The following is a 14,758-nucleotide window of genomic DNA, read 5'->3' as shown; positions in this document are numbered from 1 at the left end:
CCCAGCTACGGGGCGATCCGGTAGACGTGATAGCTGTGCTCCGCGTCGAAGGTCTCGGTGAAGTGTCCCTCCCTGTCGACCGGGATGCTCCGGTCTTCGAAGATCTCCTCGATGTGGCCCGCCGCCGAAAGATCGCTGGGTACGGTCAGCACGCGCGGCCCCGGAGCCTGGCCTCGGCCGAGCATCGTGAACAGGTAGTAGGCGCCGTCGTGGCGCTTCAGCATGGTGTCCAGCTCGGGCGCGAAGTCGTAGGCGTACGACTGGGTGTTGAGCACCGGCGCGAGCCGCGCGATCCGGCGGTCGAGCTCGGCGACCCCGCGCCTGACCGCCTTCCCGCAGGCGCGCCGGAGCACGTTGTCCACCTTGCAGGCGGGGTCCGTGCCGTGCGCGTCATAGACGATCCCCCTGGCGCCGTGGATCAGGGCGCTCATCGCCGCGCCGCCCACCTGCTCGGGGGTGAGGCCGGACAGCGAGATGATCGCGTACACCGGCTGCCGTCGACCGTCGGCGGCGTCCAGGGTGCGCAGCCGCTCGACGGTCGCGCCGTAGTTGGCCGCCAGGCGGCACTGGGCCGCCGGCAGCTGCAGCCACCGGGTGGCCTCGGCGCAGACGTTGGGGTCGCCGTACCAGGAGACGTCGGCCGCGACCACGTCCGAGTAGCCGTTGACGAACTTGGCGGCCAGCGCCTCCTCCTCCCAGTAGGCCACGCCCTTGCCGAAGGAGGCGTACCGCAGCCGGTCGCCCTTGGGCGGGCGCTCGGCGAGCGTGCGCATGACGGTGTAGCCGCAGGTGACGAGTACGGGGACGCAGACGGGTTTGCTGGTGAAACCGCGGGCGCCCGTCCAGCGCCCGTTGCCCGGTCCCGCCCACACGTCGGCCTTGTCGGCGATCAGCCAGCCCACGGTCTCGGCGCCCGCGCCGGGCAGCGGGCGGCTGGTCAGCGCGGTCATGCCGGACTTCCTGAGCAGCTCAGGACGGCTGCCGTCGGCCAGTTCGACGTAGGTGTTGATCCCCGCCGCCCGGTCCAGCGCGACCTCCCGGGCAGTCCGCGCCGAGGCGAACCAGAGCCCCACGGGGAAGAACCCGGGACGGGTCCAGCCCGCCCTGGCGGCCGAGCCCTGGTAAGCGGCGGGCCCGCCTTCCCAGGGCACCGCCCGCAAGGCCATCGCCGGTGCGGGCAGCGTGCTCGCGACGGGCTTCGGCGGGACGGATCGCAGCCACAGCCCGCCCCCGACGGCCACCGTCGCGGCGGCGAGCAGCGCCGCCCACCGCGTGACTGTCAGTATCCTCACGCCATCCCTCTTCACGCCAACGCTCTCAACGCCGTGCGTCGGGTGTCTGCTCGGCCAGCGCCATGAGGTCGGCCGCCCGCGCCGACCAGGAGGCGCCGGCCAGCGAGCCGCGCAGCCGCTCCGGCGACTGCGGGCCGCCCTCGGCCAGGCAGACGCGGATGGCCTCGATGAACTGCTCAGGGGTGGTCGCGGTCCTGACGCGGTCGGCGTAGTGGGCCAGCTCGTCGAACTCGGTGCTGACCACGGGCAGGCCGAGCGCCAGGAACTCCTTAAGCTTGATCGGGTTAGCGTGCTTGATCCACTCGTTGTCCAGCCACGGCATGATCGCCACGTCGAAGCCGGAGCCGTAGGCGGGGATCACCGAATAGGGGCGCAGGCCCAGCCAGTGCACGTTGGGGTGCTTGGTGAGCCGTTCGATCTGCCCGTTCGCGTCGCCGACGAGCACGAGGGACGCCTCGGGCAGGCCGAGCGCGACCCGTTCCAGCAGGTCGAAGTCCACCACGAAGTCGTCCAGGGCACCGAAGAAGCCGATCCTGGGCCCCGGTACGGCCCGCAGGTCGGCGGGCTGCCGGTCGGCCGGTACGCGGCTGAAGTGCTCCAGGTCGACCCCGTGGTCGAGGAAGCGGGCCCGCGTGCCCGCGAGCGGGCGTTCCTCGGCCATGAGCCCTCGGCTGGCGTACACCACGTGGTCGGCACGTTCCAGAAGGTCACGTTCGAGGGTCTCGATCGTCCTCGTGTCGGACTCGGGGAAGGCGGAGTGGCGGTCCGAGCGGTTGAAGATCAGCGCCCGGCGGCGCATCGGGCGTACCACGTCCCAGGCGGTGGGGATGGTCACCACGATCACCGGCACCTTCAGGCCCAGCCACCCGCAGACCGCCCGTACCTGCGTCCTGACCAGCCAGGCGTTCAGCCCGCGGCCCAGGCGCGAGCCGTAGAGGGGGAGCGGGAGCGGCGACATCACCCACAGGTTCGGCTCCACCCGCCTGACGAACTTGGCCACGCTGCGCAGCTTCCTGGCGATGCGCCGCAGCACGAAGGTGGAGCGGCCGGGCAGCGGCATCCGCATGCCGATGCTGTTGACGATCAGCACCTTGCGCGATCCCGCGAGGTGGCGCATGAGCTGGAAGTCGGAGTGGGCCCGATTGTGGTACCACCAGTCCTGGGCGGAGAAGCAGACGTACGCGGGCGGCGATAACGGGCGACCGCCCGGCGGTGTCGGCCACTCGTCCATCGTCGCGAGTTCGCGCAACGCCGCCCGGTGCCGCTCCCCCGCCCGCCGGCCACGGGTGACGGCGCGCAGCGCCTCGTTCAGGGCGACCGCCAGGCGCATGAGCAGCGCGCGGGGCCTGCCGTACCGCTGCCGGTGCAGCCGCACCCGGTTGGCGGCGGCGAGTGTCCACAGCGGGGCGGAGTTGGCCTGCTCGCCGCCGAGGTGGACGGCCACCGCCCTTGGCTCGTAGCGGATCGAGAAGCCGTGATCGCGGATCTTGAGCATGTACTCGGTCTCCTCCGAGTACAGGAAGTAGCGCTCGTCGAGCGGTCCCACGGCGTCCAGGCAGGCGCGCGAGACCAGCCAGGCGGCGCCCGTCGCCCAGTCGGGCGTGCCCGGCCGCTCGTAGGCGCGCGGGTCGACGACGAGCTCGCCCAGCGGTGCGTGGCGGCCCGCTCTGAGCCCGCCGAGCAGCGCCTCTCCCACGGCCCGCAGGACTGTGGGGCGCCGGCGCAGGGACAGCTGCAGCATGCCGTCGGCGCCCAGCAGCCGGGGCACCGCGATGCCCGTGCCGGGCACGGCCAGCGCCTCGCGCAACAGGCGCACCGAGTCGGGTTTGAGCCGGATGTCGGCGTTGAGGATGAGGACGTCACAGCCGGGGGCGGCGGCGATGCCCGCGTTGACGCCGGCCGAGAACCCGCCGTTGCGGCCGGTCTCTACCAGCTCGACGGGTACTCCGGTCGCGAGTACCCGCTCCACCGTGTCGTCGGGGGAGTCGTTGTCCACGACGATGATCCGGGCCGGCTCCCCTTCGCTCAGCACGGTGTCCAAAGAGTGCAGGCACTCCTCGATGACCTGCCCGCTCTGGTAGGTGACGATCACGATGGCAAGCGGCGACCGCTCGGGAACAGTCATCAGGCACCAATCTGTGGGGATCAGGAGCGCCGGCCCGCGGCCAGCCGGTGCCACGCGGCCCCGGCCAGCAGCCTGAGCGCGAAGGGCAGGTCGTCACGTAGGTACCGGCGGATGAGTCGACGGGGCTCGAGGGCCAGCCTGAACAGCCATTCGCCGCCCACCCGCTGGATCCCGTCCGGAGCCCGCCGGAACTGCCCGGCGGCCATCGGGATGGCGGCGCCGCAGCCGATGTACCAGGCGTGCGGGAGTTCGGGGCGGAGCGCGGCTATGACGCGTTCCTGCTTGGGGAAGCCCAGGCCGACGAAGACGAGGTCGGGCGCGGCCGCGCGGACCTTCTCCACGGTCTCCCCCATCCCGCCGGCCAGCCGCTCGAAGCCGAAGGGCGGTGCGTACATTCCGGCGATCCGTAAACCGGGATAACGCCGGACCAATACCTCACCGGCGGCCTCCGCCACCCCCGGCTCGCCGCCGAGCAGGAACACCGACCGTCCCTCGCGGGCGGCGACCTCGCTGAGGGTGAAGATCAGGGAGGCCCCGGTGACGCGGTCGGATACGCGCAGTCCGCCGAGGCGGGCGGCCCACACCACCGGCATGCCGTCCGCGACCACGAGTTCGGCGCCCGCCACGAGCCCGGCGAGCTCGGGGTCGCGGGTGGCGGCGCGGACGATGTCCACGTTGGCGGTTACGATCATGCCGCCCAGGCCGTCGTGCCAGGCCCGCGCGAGGTGCTCGGCGACCTCCGGCTCGGTGATGGCGTCGATCCCGACGGCGCCCACCCGCGCGCGGGGCGCGAGGGGTAAGGCGCGGTTCTTTGGACCGTTCTCATCCGACGAGTGGTCCATCGGAATGCCGCACCCCCCCGTCAGCCGACTCACCCTTTGGACATCGGTATCGGGCTATATCCGTTACACGGTGGCCGACCGGAGGAGACACCGCCAGGATGGGGTCCATGAGAGTCGAACAAGGCGCGCTCGCGGGGACCTTGCTGTTCGTCCCGAGCCCGCACAGTGACGAGCGCGGCCTGTTCACCAGGACGTTCGACGCCGAGATCGCGGCCGAGCACGGCCTGGACCCTGCGGCGTTCGTCCAGGACAGCCAGTCCCGCACGGTCAAGGGCGCGATCAGGGCCATGCACGGCCGCTCCGGCCGGGGCGAGGCCAAGCTCGTCAGGTGCGCGCGCGGCGCGGTGTACGACGTCCTCGTGGACGCCCGGCCCGGCTCGCCCACCTTCGGCGAGCGGATGTCGGTGGTCCTCGACGACGAGACCTTCACGCACCTGTACGTGCCGCCCGGTCTGCTCCACGGCTACCAGGCGCTCAGCGACGCCGACGTCTGCTACCGGATCGACCGGCCGCACGACCCGGCCGAGGACATCTCCGTCCGCTACGACGACCCCGACCTGGCGATCGACTGGCCGCTGCCGGTCTCGGCGATCAGCGCGCGGGATCTGGCGGCCGGCTCGTGGAAAGAGGCACGGCGGCGGCTGGAGGGCTGACCTCGCGGCGCGCGACTGCCCTTTCAGCGTCCCCGCGCGCCCGCACCTCCCGGCGCGCGGCCCGCATCAACGCCCCGGCCAGGCCGATGAGCAGGAACGACAGCGCGGTGGCGGTGCTGAAGGAGTTCAGGTCGAACGTGGCCGAGCCCACCACCGGCACGATCAGGCAGGCGGCCAGCGTCAGCCCGAGGTCACGGGTGCGGTCGTCCACGCTGATGCTCCTGACCCGAACCGCCGACCACATCCCGACGACGAACAGGCCGACGAACGCCAGCACGCCGATCGCGCCGCCCTGCACGGCCGTCAGCAGATACTGGTTGTCGAAGACCGGGTGGTGCGGCGGGAACCAAGTGCCGTTGCCCCGGCCCAGCAGGGGATGCTGCGAGAACTCCGAGATCGCCGTGGTGTAGTCGTTGGTCCGCCAGCGCAGGCTCTCGTCGTTGTCCAGATTGGTGAACAGCCCGGCGATGGCGCCGATCAGACCGGGGACGAGCAGCTTCATGACGACCAGGAAACCGGCGAGCGCGACGGCCGCCCTGACGCGCCGGGCGTTGGGCCAGCCGAGGAACAGCACCGCCCCGGAGGCGGCCAGGCCCAGCACCGTCGAGCGTGAGGCGGAGAAGGCCATCCCGCAGGCGATCAGGGCCACCACGGTCCACCAGCGCCGCTGCGGCTCACCGTGTTCGCGCGCGCCGAAGGCGTAATGGAGGGCGACCGGCAGCACCATCGCGGACACGACGCCGAACTCGATGGGATGCCCCGCGGTCGAGGCCACCCGGTTGAGCCCGTTGCGCTCCAGGATCGTCACTTCCACCGCCCGCAGGCGGCTGCCGGGGATCTGCATGTACTGGGTCACGTCGAACGACAGCAGGAACTGGATCGCGCCGATCACCCCCATGATGGCGCCGACCACCACCAGCGTCTTCAGCACCAGGTCGATCCGCTCGCGGCTGGGCACGCCGTCCACGCCGATCAGCGCGATGCCCACCATCGCGACCGCGATGACCAGCACGTGGTCGGACAGGTCCTGCTCGTACGAGGGCAGCCACCCGGCGGAGGCGTAGGCGTAGGTCGCGAGGAAGGCGAGCGCGTAGAAGTAGATCGCGTACCGCACCGCCGACGGCCCCTTGGCCGCGCCGAGCGTACTGGTGAGGTGCGCGCAGAACCACCAGACGGCGGCGAACAGCCCGATGGCCTCCGCGTAGGTGAGGTCGAACGGCAGGCCGCCGATCACCTGGCGAGCGGGCACCAGCATGAGGACCACGGTGAAGATCGCGCACAGGGTGGCGGCGTCGGCCCTGTGGGGCACCGGCCGGACGATGGACCGCTCGATGGCCACGTTCAACGCTGCAACACCGCTTCCTCGGTCCTGACGTCCGCCTCGGGCGCCGGTTCCGGCCTGTCCCGCTCGTCTCTCCTGCGCCGCAGCCCGGTCATGACGCTCTCGGCGCAGAAGGAGGCGCCGAGCGCGGCGGCCACGCCCAGCGCGAACACGGCCGCGGCGCTGCGGATCTTCCCGCCGCGCTCCGGCTGCGGCTCGGTCGGGGAGACCATCTCGTTCAGGTTGATGTACGTCTCCGGCGGGGCCTTCAGCACTTCCTGGCGGCGTTTCAGCTCGACCTTGGCCCGCTCGGCCACCCGGACCACGATCGCCCGCGCATCCTGGGGTGCCAGGCTCTTGCCCTCGATGACCACGAAGGGCGCGCTGATGAGCAGTTCGGGATTGGGGTGGCCGTTGTTGACCTTGTAGGTGGTCTTGCCGTCCGGCCGGATGCCCATCTGGCCGGCCACCTCCGTGGTGTTGAGTATCTGCACCAGGATGGAGGCCGACATGTTCAGCCCGCCGTCGAAGTTGAGCAGCGGGTTGATGATCGGGTTGGGGTTCTTGGGGTTCGGCGGCCGGTACGACCCGCTCGGCGGCACCGTGAGCACCATGACCGTCGTCGAGGAGTACTGGACGGGGATCTGGGTGTAGACGCCGTAGGCGGCGGTCAGCGTCAGCAGGAACGCGGGAGCCGCGATGTACCAGCGACGCAGGAGGACGGTGATCGCGCTCCAGAAGTCCAACACAGCCCCCCAGGCATGTTCCAGCCGTACTTCAGAGCATCGGCGAGGCTGCGACCAGCGTTACTTATCACGTGTAACGTGCCAAAGCTTCACTCCGATGAGGGTGAGTGACCAAGCCCATGGCCTCGCTTGCTGTCGTCACCCCCAGCTATGGACCCGACGCGGATCAGTTCGCCGATCTGCACCGCTCCGTACTGGAGTACACCCCAGAAGACACCGTCCACCACGTCTTCGTGCCGCGCGCCGACCGGCGCCTGTTCGCCGCCCACGAAGGGCCCCGCTGCCGGGTCAGGACCGTGGGAGAGCTATTGCCGAAGCGCTACGTCAAGGTGCCCCGGCTGGGCATGTGGGTCAACGCCCTGCGTCCCTGGCCGCCCGTACGCGGCTGGGTGATGCAGCAGATCGTCAAACTGGCGGCCACGGCGGCGATGGACGCGGACGTGGTCCTGGTGGCCGACTCCGACGTGGTGCTCGTCCGGCCGACGACGGCCCAGCGCTCCCTGGTCGGCGGCCGGCCGCTGCTGCACCGGCTGGAGGACGGGGTGCACCCGCTCATGACGCGGCACGTGCTGTGGCACCAGGTCGCCCGCGAGCTGCTGAAACTGCCACCGGCGCCCGAGCCGCCGCTGCCCGACTACATGAGCCCGCTCACCTTCTGGGATCCCGCCATCGTGCGCGGGCTCCAGCGGCGGCTCACCGAGAACACTGGCCGGCACTGGGCCGACGCGTTCGGCTCCCGGCTGCACGTGTCGGAGTTCATGCTCTACGGGCTGTTCGTGGACGAGGTGCTCAGCTCGCCGGACGGGCGCCCGCCGTCGGACACCGGCCTGTGCCACAAGACCCCCGACGAGTCGCCGATGGACCTGCCGACCGCCCTGGCCTTCGCCGATCGGCTCGGGGACGGGGCGATCGGGATGATGATCTCCGCCAAGTCGGGCACCCCGCGAGAGGTGCGGCAGGCGGCCATCGAGCGCTGCGCCGAGGTCGCCAACCGGGTCGCCTGACCCGATTGGCGAACCCGGTTGCCTAGCCCGCGCGACCGTCCTGGTCGGGCTTTCGCTGGTCGGGGGCGATCCCCAGGAACTCGCCGTTGATCCGGGCGAACTCCTCCGTCGGGGGGCCGTCGCTGTCGCGGTCCGTGGACGGGTCGTCGTCGGATCCTCCGGAAGACATGACCGTTGGGCGGCCATTAAGGGGCTTCGCCGCTTCCGGCTCGGCGGCGGGTTCGGGGACGTCCGCTTCGTCCTTGGCCGGCTCCGCCGGCGCGGTACGGCCACGGACGCGGCGGATCCACATCAGGTAGGCGGCGCCGAAACCGAAGAGCAGGGCGACGACCAGCACCTCCACGGCCAGCTGGACCTTGCCCCCGCCGTCGTACTCGACCGGGATCAGCGCCACGTTGTTGACCGCGATGAACGTGCTCTTCGGCGCGCCCAGCGAGGTCTGGTAGCTGGTCAGCTCCTCACGCAGGCGCCGCTCGGCCCGTTCGAGGATGCCCTTCGCCGTCTCCGCCGTCCGGCTCACGACCTTGATGTGGATGAACGGGCCCTGCGTCACGACGCCCAGCAGGTCCGCGTTCGACCGGCCGTCGTCGATGACGATCTCGGTGCTGCCGTTCTCCTCGATCCCGAGCTTGCGCAGCTCGTCCTTGCTGTTGAGCGCGAGGATGAGGATGCCCGCGACCGTCCGCAGCCCGTCGTTGTACTGCAGCAGCGGGTTGGTCAGGCCGACCGGCTTGGTGGGATCCATCGACAGGGTGCCACCGGACGGCGGCGCGGTCAGGATGAGCGACGACTCGGTCTCGTAACGCGGTGACCCCACGAAGAACGCCACCAACGCCAGGAGGAGGGCGAGGGCGATGATGGGAGGTCCAACACGCTTGTTTCGGATAAGGCCTAACAGATCGTTCCAAAAAGCCATATTTACCCGCCCAAGCCCCCGCCAGTATGGGCCAATGCCCTGGCCATAAAAAATGGTACAGATTGCTTATCGTGACCGGCCGAGTCGATGTTACGAATCACCGGACTTGGTTGCCGTTCGCCCTACTTCGCGAGAACATCGGCGCGACCGTACCTCAGCCTCACCTCAGCTTCCGCTAGAAGGGCTGCCCGGATGACGTCCAGATCACCGAATGTACGCTCCTCCGCCTCACTCGTCGGCCGCGCCGAACCACCCATCGGGGTCGGCATGCCCGTCTACAACGGCGAGCCGTACCTGGAGGGCGCCCTGCGCTCGGTCCTCTCCCAGAAGGGGGTCGACTTCGAGCTGGTGATCGCCGACAACTGCTCGACGGACGGCACCGAGGAGCTCTGCCGCGAGCTGGCCAGGACCGATCCCCGCGTCCGCTACCTGCGGCGCGAGCGCAACGTCGGCATCACGGCCAACCACAACAAGGTCGTCCACGAGACCCGCGGTGAGTTCTTCTCCTACGCCACCTCCGACGACGAGTACCACGAGGACCGCCTGGCCCTGCTCTCGGCGGCGCTGCGCCGCCACCCGTCGGCGGCGGCGGCCGTCTCGGGCGTCGAGGAGATCGACGAGACGGGACAGACCATCGGCACCTGGCGCGACACCGCCCCCACCGACCAGCCCGACCCGGTGACGCGTCTGCGCCACCGGCTGGACAACTACGACGAGACCATGCACTTCTACGGGCTCATGCGCAGGGAGACGCTGCTGCGGGCCCGGCCGCTGGAGGCCATCCTGCCGGCCGACCGGGTGATGATCTCGGGCCTGGCGCTGCTCGGGCCGCTGGTCGTGGTGGACGAGCTGCTGCTGCGGCACCGCAACCACCCGGGCAGCAACAGCCAGGTCAACCACGCGCGGGCCTTCCGCGCCCGCGAGATGCCCGGAGACCAGCGCTTCTTCCTGCCCAACGTGGAGGAGGGCCGCGCGCTGCTGCGGGTCATCAGGAACGCTCCATTGACCCGCGGCCAGCGGCTGCGCGCCTACGCGGCGCTGCGGCCCTGGCTGCGGCGCAACGCCGTGCCCATGGCCCGCAACGTCGCCCACTCGGCCATCGACGTGGCCCGCGGCCTGCGCGGACCGCTCAGCTCGTCACCACCTCGCGAATCTTCCTGATCCGGTCTCGCGAGAGCCCGGTCACCACGTACACGATCAGCCCGGCTCCTCCGGCGGCGCAGAGCCGGACGAAGTCGAAGGCGCCCTCGGTCAGCCTGGACACCAGCCAGGCGGCCAGGCCGGCCAGCAGGCCGCCGAGGAGCAGCCGGAGGATCCCGGGCAGGACCGGTCCGAGCACGACGCCCGAGCGGCGCAGTTGCAGCGCCGTCACGGGCAGGGCGATCAGCAGCGCGACGGCCGCGTGCGCGATGGCCACGCCCCGGATGCCGTCCAGGCGGGCGCCGGCGTACAGGGCGGGCAGCAGGGCCAGGGCCCAGCTCAGGTTCATCCAGACGACGAGCCTGGTCGCGCCGAGCGAGGTCAGGATGTCGAAGGCCAGCGCGGTGAGCATCCGCACCACCATCAGCGCCATGAGGAAGGACAGCGCCTGGGCGGCGGGCAGCCACCGCTCGCCGTACAGGAAGGGCACCACCAGGGGCGCCAGCACGCCGAAGAGGACCGCGACGGGCAGCACCAGTGTGATCAGCATCGGCACGATCTGCTGGACACGCGCGGAGAACGCCTCCGGGCGCTCCTCGGCCACCCGTGAGAAACCGGGCAGCGTGACGTGGCGCAGGGCCTCGCCGACCAACCCCGGCACCCAGCTCGACACGTTCAGCGCGATCATGTAGAAGCCGAGCGTGGTCGCGCCCAGGAGCCGGCCGATGATGATGGCGTCGGCGTTGAGCACCAGCGCCTCGATGGCCAGGCTGACCGCCAGGGGCACGCCGAAGCCCAGCAGCTTGCGGGCGATGGCCCGCTCGAAGCCCAGCCGCAGCGGCATCTTGGCCCAGATGAAGACCAGGATGCCGCTCACCAGGGAGTTGGCGACCGCGCCGATGACGAAGCTGTAGACGCCCGCGCCCATGACCGCCAGCGTGATCGCCACCGGCACCTGGACGGCGATGCCGGCCATGTTCGCCTTGGCTATCTTGTCCTGCTGGAAGGCACGGAGCATGACCGCGCTGCGTACGTTGACGAACCCGTCGATCACGATGATCACGGTGAGCAGCCGCACCACCGGCGTGGCGGAGACATTGCCCGCCAGCCCGGTGAAGTAGGGCGCCGCCACCCAGAACGCGGCGTAGATGGCCACGCTGAGGGTGAGGACCACGGTGGTCGCGGTGACCACCATATCCTCCAGCTTGCCCCGCCACTGCACGACGGCCGCCACGATGCCGGCGTCGTTGATGTAGAAGAGGAACTGGTTGGCGGCCAGCGCGACCGCGTACAACCCGAAGTCCTCCGGGGCGAGCAGGCGGGCCAGCACGAGGCTCAGGGTGAAGGTGGCCACCTTCGACCCGCCCCGCGCCAGCAGCCCCCAACGCAGTCCCCTGCCCGCCGATCCGGCCCGATGATCGCTGACGGGCTCGCTCACTACCGGTTCACTCACCGTCCGGCACCCGTTCGAGCCAGATCTCGCGCCAGAAGGGGAAGAACTCGCGGGGGCAGTTCAACGAGTGGACGCCCTCGCACACCACGTCCTGCAGCACGATGCAGGGCGTCTTCATCTCCAGCATCCGTCCCGTGGGCTCGTCGATGCAGCGGTCCACCCGGGCGCGGACCCGCGCGGTGCGGCCGCAGTGGCGGGCCAGCTCGGCGTCGAAGTTCATGCCGCGGTTGGACAGGTCCTCGTTGACGGTGGCCAGGATCTCCTGCTTGGACCGTACGCGGACCAGCTCGCCCGGCTGGAGGTCGAGCGTCTGGACCGGCGTGCGGCCTCTGACCTGGCCCTTCATCGTGCCCCACGGCCGGCCGCCCTTGATGCGCAGCGCGCGGGGCAGCTTTCTCCTGGTCAGGTGCTGGAACCGGTTGTACAGCCCGATTCCGGTGGCCTTCAGGGTCCTGAGCACGCCGACGTTCCGCGTCCGCACGTCCGCCACGAACTGTCCCAGATCGGCCATCGGCAGCGGTACGGGCGCCGCTCTCAGCAGCTCGGTGGCCTGGCAGGAGTAGCGTTCGGTGCCGTCCTCGCCCGGCGGCTTGCGGCTGTTGATCTCCAGCAGCGGCAGCAGCCGGGAGTCCGGCACGGCGTTCGGGGGCAACTCGTCCGCCGCGACGCGCTTGATCCACGCCTGTTTCCAGTACATGGAGCAGGCCGTCTGGCAGCCGCCGTGCGCCGAGCCGTCGCACCGCGCGCCGAGCAGGTGCACGGCGCTGTCCATACGCCGCAGGCCCGTCTTGGTCAGCGTGTCGCACAGCTTGTGCGCCACCTTGTGCACGGTGAGGCGCTGGCCGCAGAACTTCAGCATCTCCGGCATGAACGGCAGTCCGTCCAGCTCACCGCGCTCGTCCAGCGTGGCCAGGATCTCGGCCTCACTGCGGATCTCCACCAGGTCGCCGACCCGCAAGCTCATGGTTTCCATTCCCTCACCAACTCCGCGTCTTCGAGGCTCGCCGCCGCTTCCGCCACTGCCTGGAACGGGAGGCCGGCCCGTTCGGCGATGTCCAGGAGCGAGTGCGTGCCGTCCGAGAGGTTCAGCACCCAGAGCATGGCCATCTGGGCCTGCTTGGTGTCGCTCCTGCCGCCCAGCGCCCCGTACAGGCCGCGCCGGCCCAGCTGCGGCTCGCCGTAGGGGCTGAGGTTCTCCAGGCGCCGGTCTCCCTCCAGCACCCGGGTCACCTCCCAGCAGGTCTCCAGGGTGTCCTCCATCGCCTCGGGGAGCACGAACGCCGGATTGTCCCCCGAGGTGTGGTACTCGGGATAGCCCGCGTACGTCGATCTGGTCAGGCAGCCGACGGGCAGGTCGAAGCCGGGCGAGCAGTACTGCCGCTCGTCGTAGCCGTACGGGGAGAAGTCGAGCGTGCGGTGCGGGCGCCCGGAGGAGCGCAGCACGTGCCCCACCGCCCGGTCGATCTCCGTGTCGCCGCGCCTGCTCCGCTTGTACGTGAGCGCGCCGCCGTCCCCCGCGCACGCGAGCACCAGCCCGTGCCTGACCCGCTCGACCGCGTCCCGGTTGCGGGCCAGCCAGGTGATCGACCCGATCGTGCCGGGCGCGAACAGGAAGCGGTAGGTGTAGCGCGGCGACGCCGCCGCCAGCCGCCGGGCCAGCTGGACGGCCACCGCGATGCCCGCCAGGTTGTCGTTGGCCAGCGACGGGTGGCAGGTGTGGCAGGAGATCAGCACCTCTTCGTCCGTCCGGCCGGGCACGACGTGCTCGGCGTACGTGAGGTGGCCGTCCGCCAGCGTGGAGTCCACCACGACCTCGTACTCGCCCTCCCGGAGGCCCTCCAGCGTCTCGTGACGCAGGCAGAACCCCCAGTCCTCGGCGTAGTAACTCGTCCGGTAGGGGATGAGCCCCGGCTGGTCCGGCAGCGTGTGCAGGTGGCCGCGGAGCTCGGCCAGCGGCATCCGGGCCGACACCGGCACGCTGTAGCCGACCACGTGCAGGTTGGACTCGGCGAAGTCGACGACCTTGGCGCCCGTGGGGTCCTTGATGTAGGCGTCGCGGATGTTCCACTCTTTGGGCACGTTCCAGTCGAGCACCTGCGTGCCGGTGGGCACCTCGTGCACGTTCAGCGCGAGGTGCTCGCCGACGATCTCCAGGGTGCGGCGGACGCCGTCTCCCGTGATGCTCCGGCACAGCGGGTAGAGACGCTCGACGAGCTCGTGCATCTCCTTTCCTGAGCCGGTCACGAGGGCATCAGCCGCTCGTCGACCGTGCCCGCGGCCTGCCGGTCCGACAGGCGGGCCAGGCGGGTGAACCGGCGCTCGAAGCCCTCCCTGGTCAGCCCGTGCCGCCGGTAGGCGTCGATGAGTTCGAGCGCGCCCTCCTTCACCGAGCGGCGCGCCTCGTATCCGGGCAGCGCGGCGCGGATCCGCGAGAAGTCGACCCGGTAGGAGCGCGGGTCGGCGCCCGTCTCCCCCGTGATGGCCAGCGTGGCGCCGGGCACCGCCTCCACCACGGTCGCCGCGATCCCGGCCACGGTGACGTTGTTCTGCTCGGTGCCCACGTTGAACGCCTCGGCGTGTACGGCCTCGCGCGGCGCGACCAGGGCGGCGGCGAACGCGTCCGCGATGTCCAGCGCGTGCACCAGGGGCCGCCACGGCGTGCCGTCGGACAGCACGCGTACCTCGCCGGACAGATGCGCGTGCCCCACCAGGTTGTTGAGCACGATGTCCGCGCGCAGCCGGGGCGAGAAGCCGAAGGCCGTCGCGTTTCGCAGGAAGACCGGCGTGAAGTCGGCGTCGGCCAGCTTCAGCACCTCATCCTCCACGCGTACCTTGGACTCGGCGTAGGGGGTCACGGGACGCAGGGGCGCCTCCTCCGTGACCAGGTCGTCCCCGCCGGCGGCTCCGTAGACCGAGCAGGTGGAGGCGTACAGGAAGCGCCGCACCCCTGCCTCTCGGGCCAGCCGGGCCAGCCGTACGGAGGCGTGGTAGTTGATGTCGTAGGTCAGCTCGGGCGCCAGCGAGCCGAGCGGGTCGTTGGACAGGGCGGCCAGGTGCACGACCGCGTCGAATCCGGCCAGCGCCTCGGCCGGGACCTCGCGCAGGTCCAGGGCGAGCCCTCGCGGGTCGTCGGGCTGCGGCCCGAGGACGCAGTCGGCGAACAGCCCCGAGTCGAGGCCGGTCACCTCGTGTCCCGCTTCGGCGAGTACGGGGGACATGACGGTGCCCAGGTAGCCCTGGTGCCCGGTCAGCAGTACACGCATATC

General features: G+C 70.8%; 13 protein-coding genes. 3 read left to right on the top strand and 10 right to left on the bottom strand.

The genetic code is table 11. The features are described 5' to 3' along the window. Positions 1 to 5 precede the first annotated feature (5 nt). The 3 genes from AB0B64_RS27545 to AB0B64_RS27535 are packed head-to-tail and all read right to left on the bottom strand — an operon-like array spanning position 6 to position 4,259. Positions 6 to 1,292 carry a hypothetical protein gene (locus AB0B64_RS27545; RefSeq protein WP_358180594.1) on the bottom strand — a complete coding sequence of 429 codons (1,287 nt, stop codon included), beginning with the start codon at positions 1,290 to 1,292 and terminating at the stop codon, positions 6 to 8. 25 nt (positions 1,293 to 1,317) lie between these two features. Next, positions 1,318 to 3,417 (bottom strand): glycosyltransferase, encoded by a 2,100-nt coding sequence (locus tag AB0B64_RS27540; protein WP_357954864.1) that lies wholly within the window; start codon positions 3,415 to 3,417, stop codon positions 1,318 to 1,320. Positions 3,418 to 3,437: 20 nt separating this feature from the next. Continuing rightward, on the bottom strand, positions 3,438 to 4,259 hold the full coding sequence (locus AB0B64_RS27535; RefSeq protein WP_358180591.1) for a WecB/TagA/CpsF family glycosyltransferase: 822 nt from the start codon (positions 4,257 to 4,259) through the stop codon (positions 3,438 to 3,440). Positions 4,260 to 4,366: 107 nt separating this feature from the next. On the opposite strand from AB0B64_RS27535, the gene rfbC reads away from it, so the two are divergent. Beyond that, complete coding sequence (gene rfbC / locus AB0B64_RS27530) at positions 4,367 to 4,912, top strand: dTDP-4-dehydrorhamnose 3,5-epimerase (protein WP_357954860.1); 546 nt, start codon at positions 4,367 to 4,369, stop codon at positions 4,910 to 4,912. Here rfbC and AB0B64_RS27525 read toward each other — a convergent pair. Continuing rightward, positions 4,851 to 6,251, bottom strand: coding sequence for an O-antigen ligase family protein (locus AB0B64_RS27525; protein ID WP_357955009.1), 1,401 nt, complete (start codon positions 6,249 to 6,251; stop codon positions 4,851 to 4,853). The genes rfbC and AB0B64_RS27525 overlap by 62 nt on opposite strands. A 2-nt stretch (positions 6,252 to 6,253) precedes the next feature. Further along, positions 6,254 to 6,979 (bottom strand): hypothetical protein, encoded by a 726-nt coding sequence (locus AB0B64_RS27520; RefSeq protein ID WP_358180588.1) that lies wholly within the window; start codon positions 6,977 to 6,979, stop codon positions 6,254 to 6,256. Positions 6,980 to 7,086: 107 nt separating this feature from the next. Here AB0B64_RS27520 and AB0B64_RS27515 point away from each other — a divergent pair, with 107 nt between their 5' ends. After that, positions 7,087 to 7,983, top strand: coding sequence for a DUF6492 family protein (locus AB0B64_RS27515; RefSeq protein WP_358180585.1), 897 nt, complete (start codon positions 7,087 to 7,089; stop codon positions 7,981 to 7,983). A 22-nt stretch (positions 7,984 to 8,005) separates the two neighbouring features. Here AB0B64_RS27515 and AB0B64_RS27510 read toward each other — a convergent pair whose 3' ends face one another. Further along, positions 8,006 to 8,812 (bottom strand): hypothetical protein, encoded by an 807-nt coding sequence (locus AB0B64_RS27510; RefSeq protein ID WP_358180582.1) that lies wholly within the window; start codon positions 8,810 to 8,812, stop codon positions 8,006 to 8,008. A 279-nt stretch (positions 8,813 to 9,091) separates the two neighbouring features. Here AB0B64_RS27510 and AB0B64_RS27505 point away from each other — a divergent pair, with 279 nt between their 5' ends. Beyond that, a complete protein-coding gene (locus tag AB0B64_RS27505) occupies positions 9,092 to 10,060 on the top strand; it encodes a glycosyltransferase (protein WP_357954851.1) in 969 nt (322 codons plus the stop codon). Here the strand turns inward: AB0B64_RS27505 and AB0B64_RS27500 are convergent. Genes AB0B64_RS27500 through AB0B64_RS27485 form a run of 4 tightly spaced genes read right to left on the bottom strand, consistent with a single transcriptional unit; the run spans position 10,029 to position 14,755 of the window. After that, complete coding sequence (locus AB0B64_RS27500; protein ID WP_358180579.1) at positions 10,029 to 11,492, bottom strand: oligosaccharide flippase family protein; 1,464 nt, start codon at positions 11,490 to 11,492, stop codon at positions 10,029 to 10,031. The genes AB0B64_RS27505 and AB0B64_RS27500 overlap by 32 nt on opposite strands. Next, entirely contained in the window at positions 11,485 to 12,456 is a 972-nt protein-coding gene (locus tag AB0B64_RS27495) for a hypothetical protein (RefSeq protein ID WP_358180576.1), read from the bottom strand. Before AB0B64_RS27495 ends, AB0B64_RS27500 begins: the two co-directional genes overlap by 8 nt. Continuing rightward, positions 12,453 to 13,715, bottom strand: coding sequence for a DUF4910 domain-containing protein (locus AB0B64_RS27490; protein WP_358180573.1), 1,263 nt, complete (start codon positions 13,713 to 13,715; stop codon positions 12,453 to 12,455). Before AB0B64_RS27490 ends, AB0B64_RS27495 begins: the two co-directional genes overlap by 4 nt. Before the next feature lie 17 nt (positions 13,716 to 13,732). Continuing rightward, a complete protein-coding gene (locus AB0B64_RS27485) occupies positions 13,733 to 14,755 on the bottom strand; it encodes an SDR family oxidoreductase (RefSeq protein ID WP_358180570.1) in 1,023 nt (340 codons plus the stop codon). Positions 14,756 to 14,758: the final 3 nt, after the last annotated feature.

It is taken from the genome of Nonomuraea sp. NPDC049129, from assembly GCF_040648495.1.
Lineage (GTDB): Bacteria > Actinomycetota > Actinomycetes > Streptosporangiales > Streptosporangiaceae > Nonomuraea.
The sequence above is the reverse complement of the archived record's forward strand: the minus strand, read 5'-3'. Positions and strand labels throughout refer to the sequence as shown.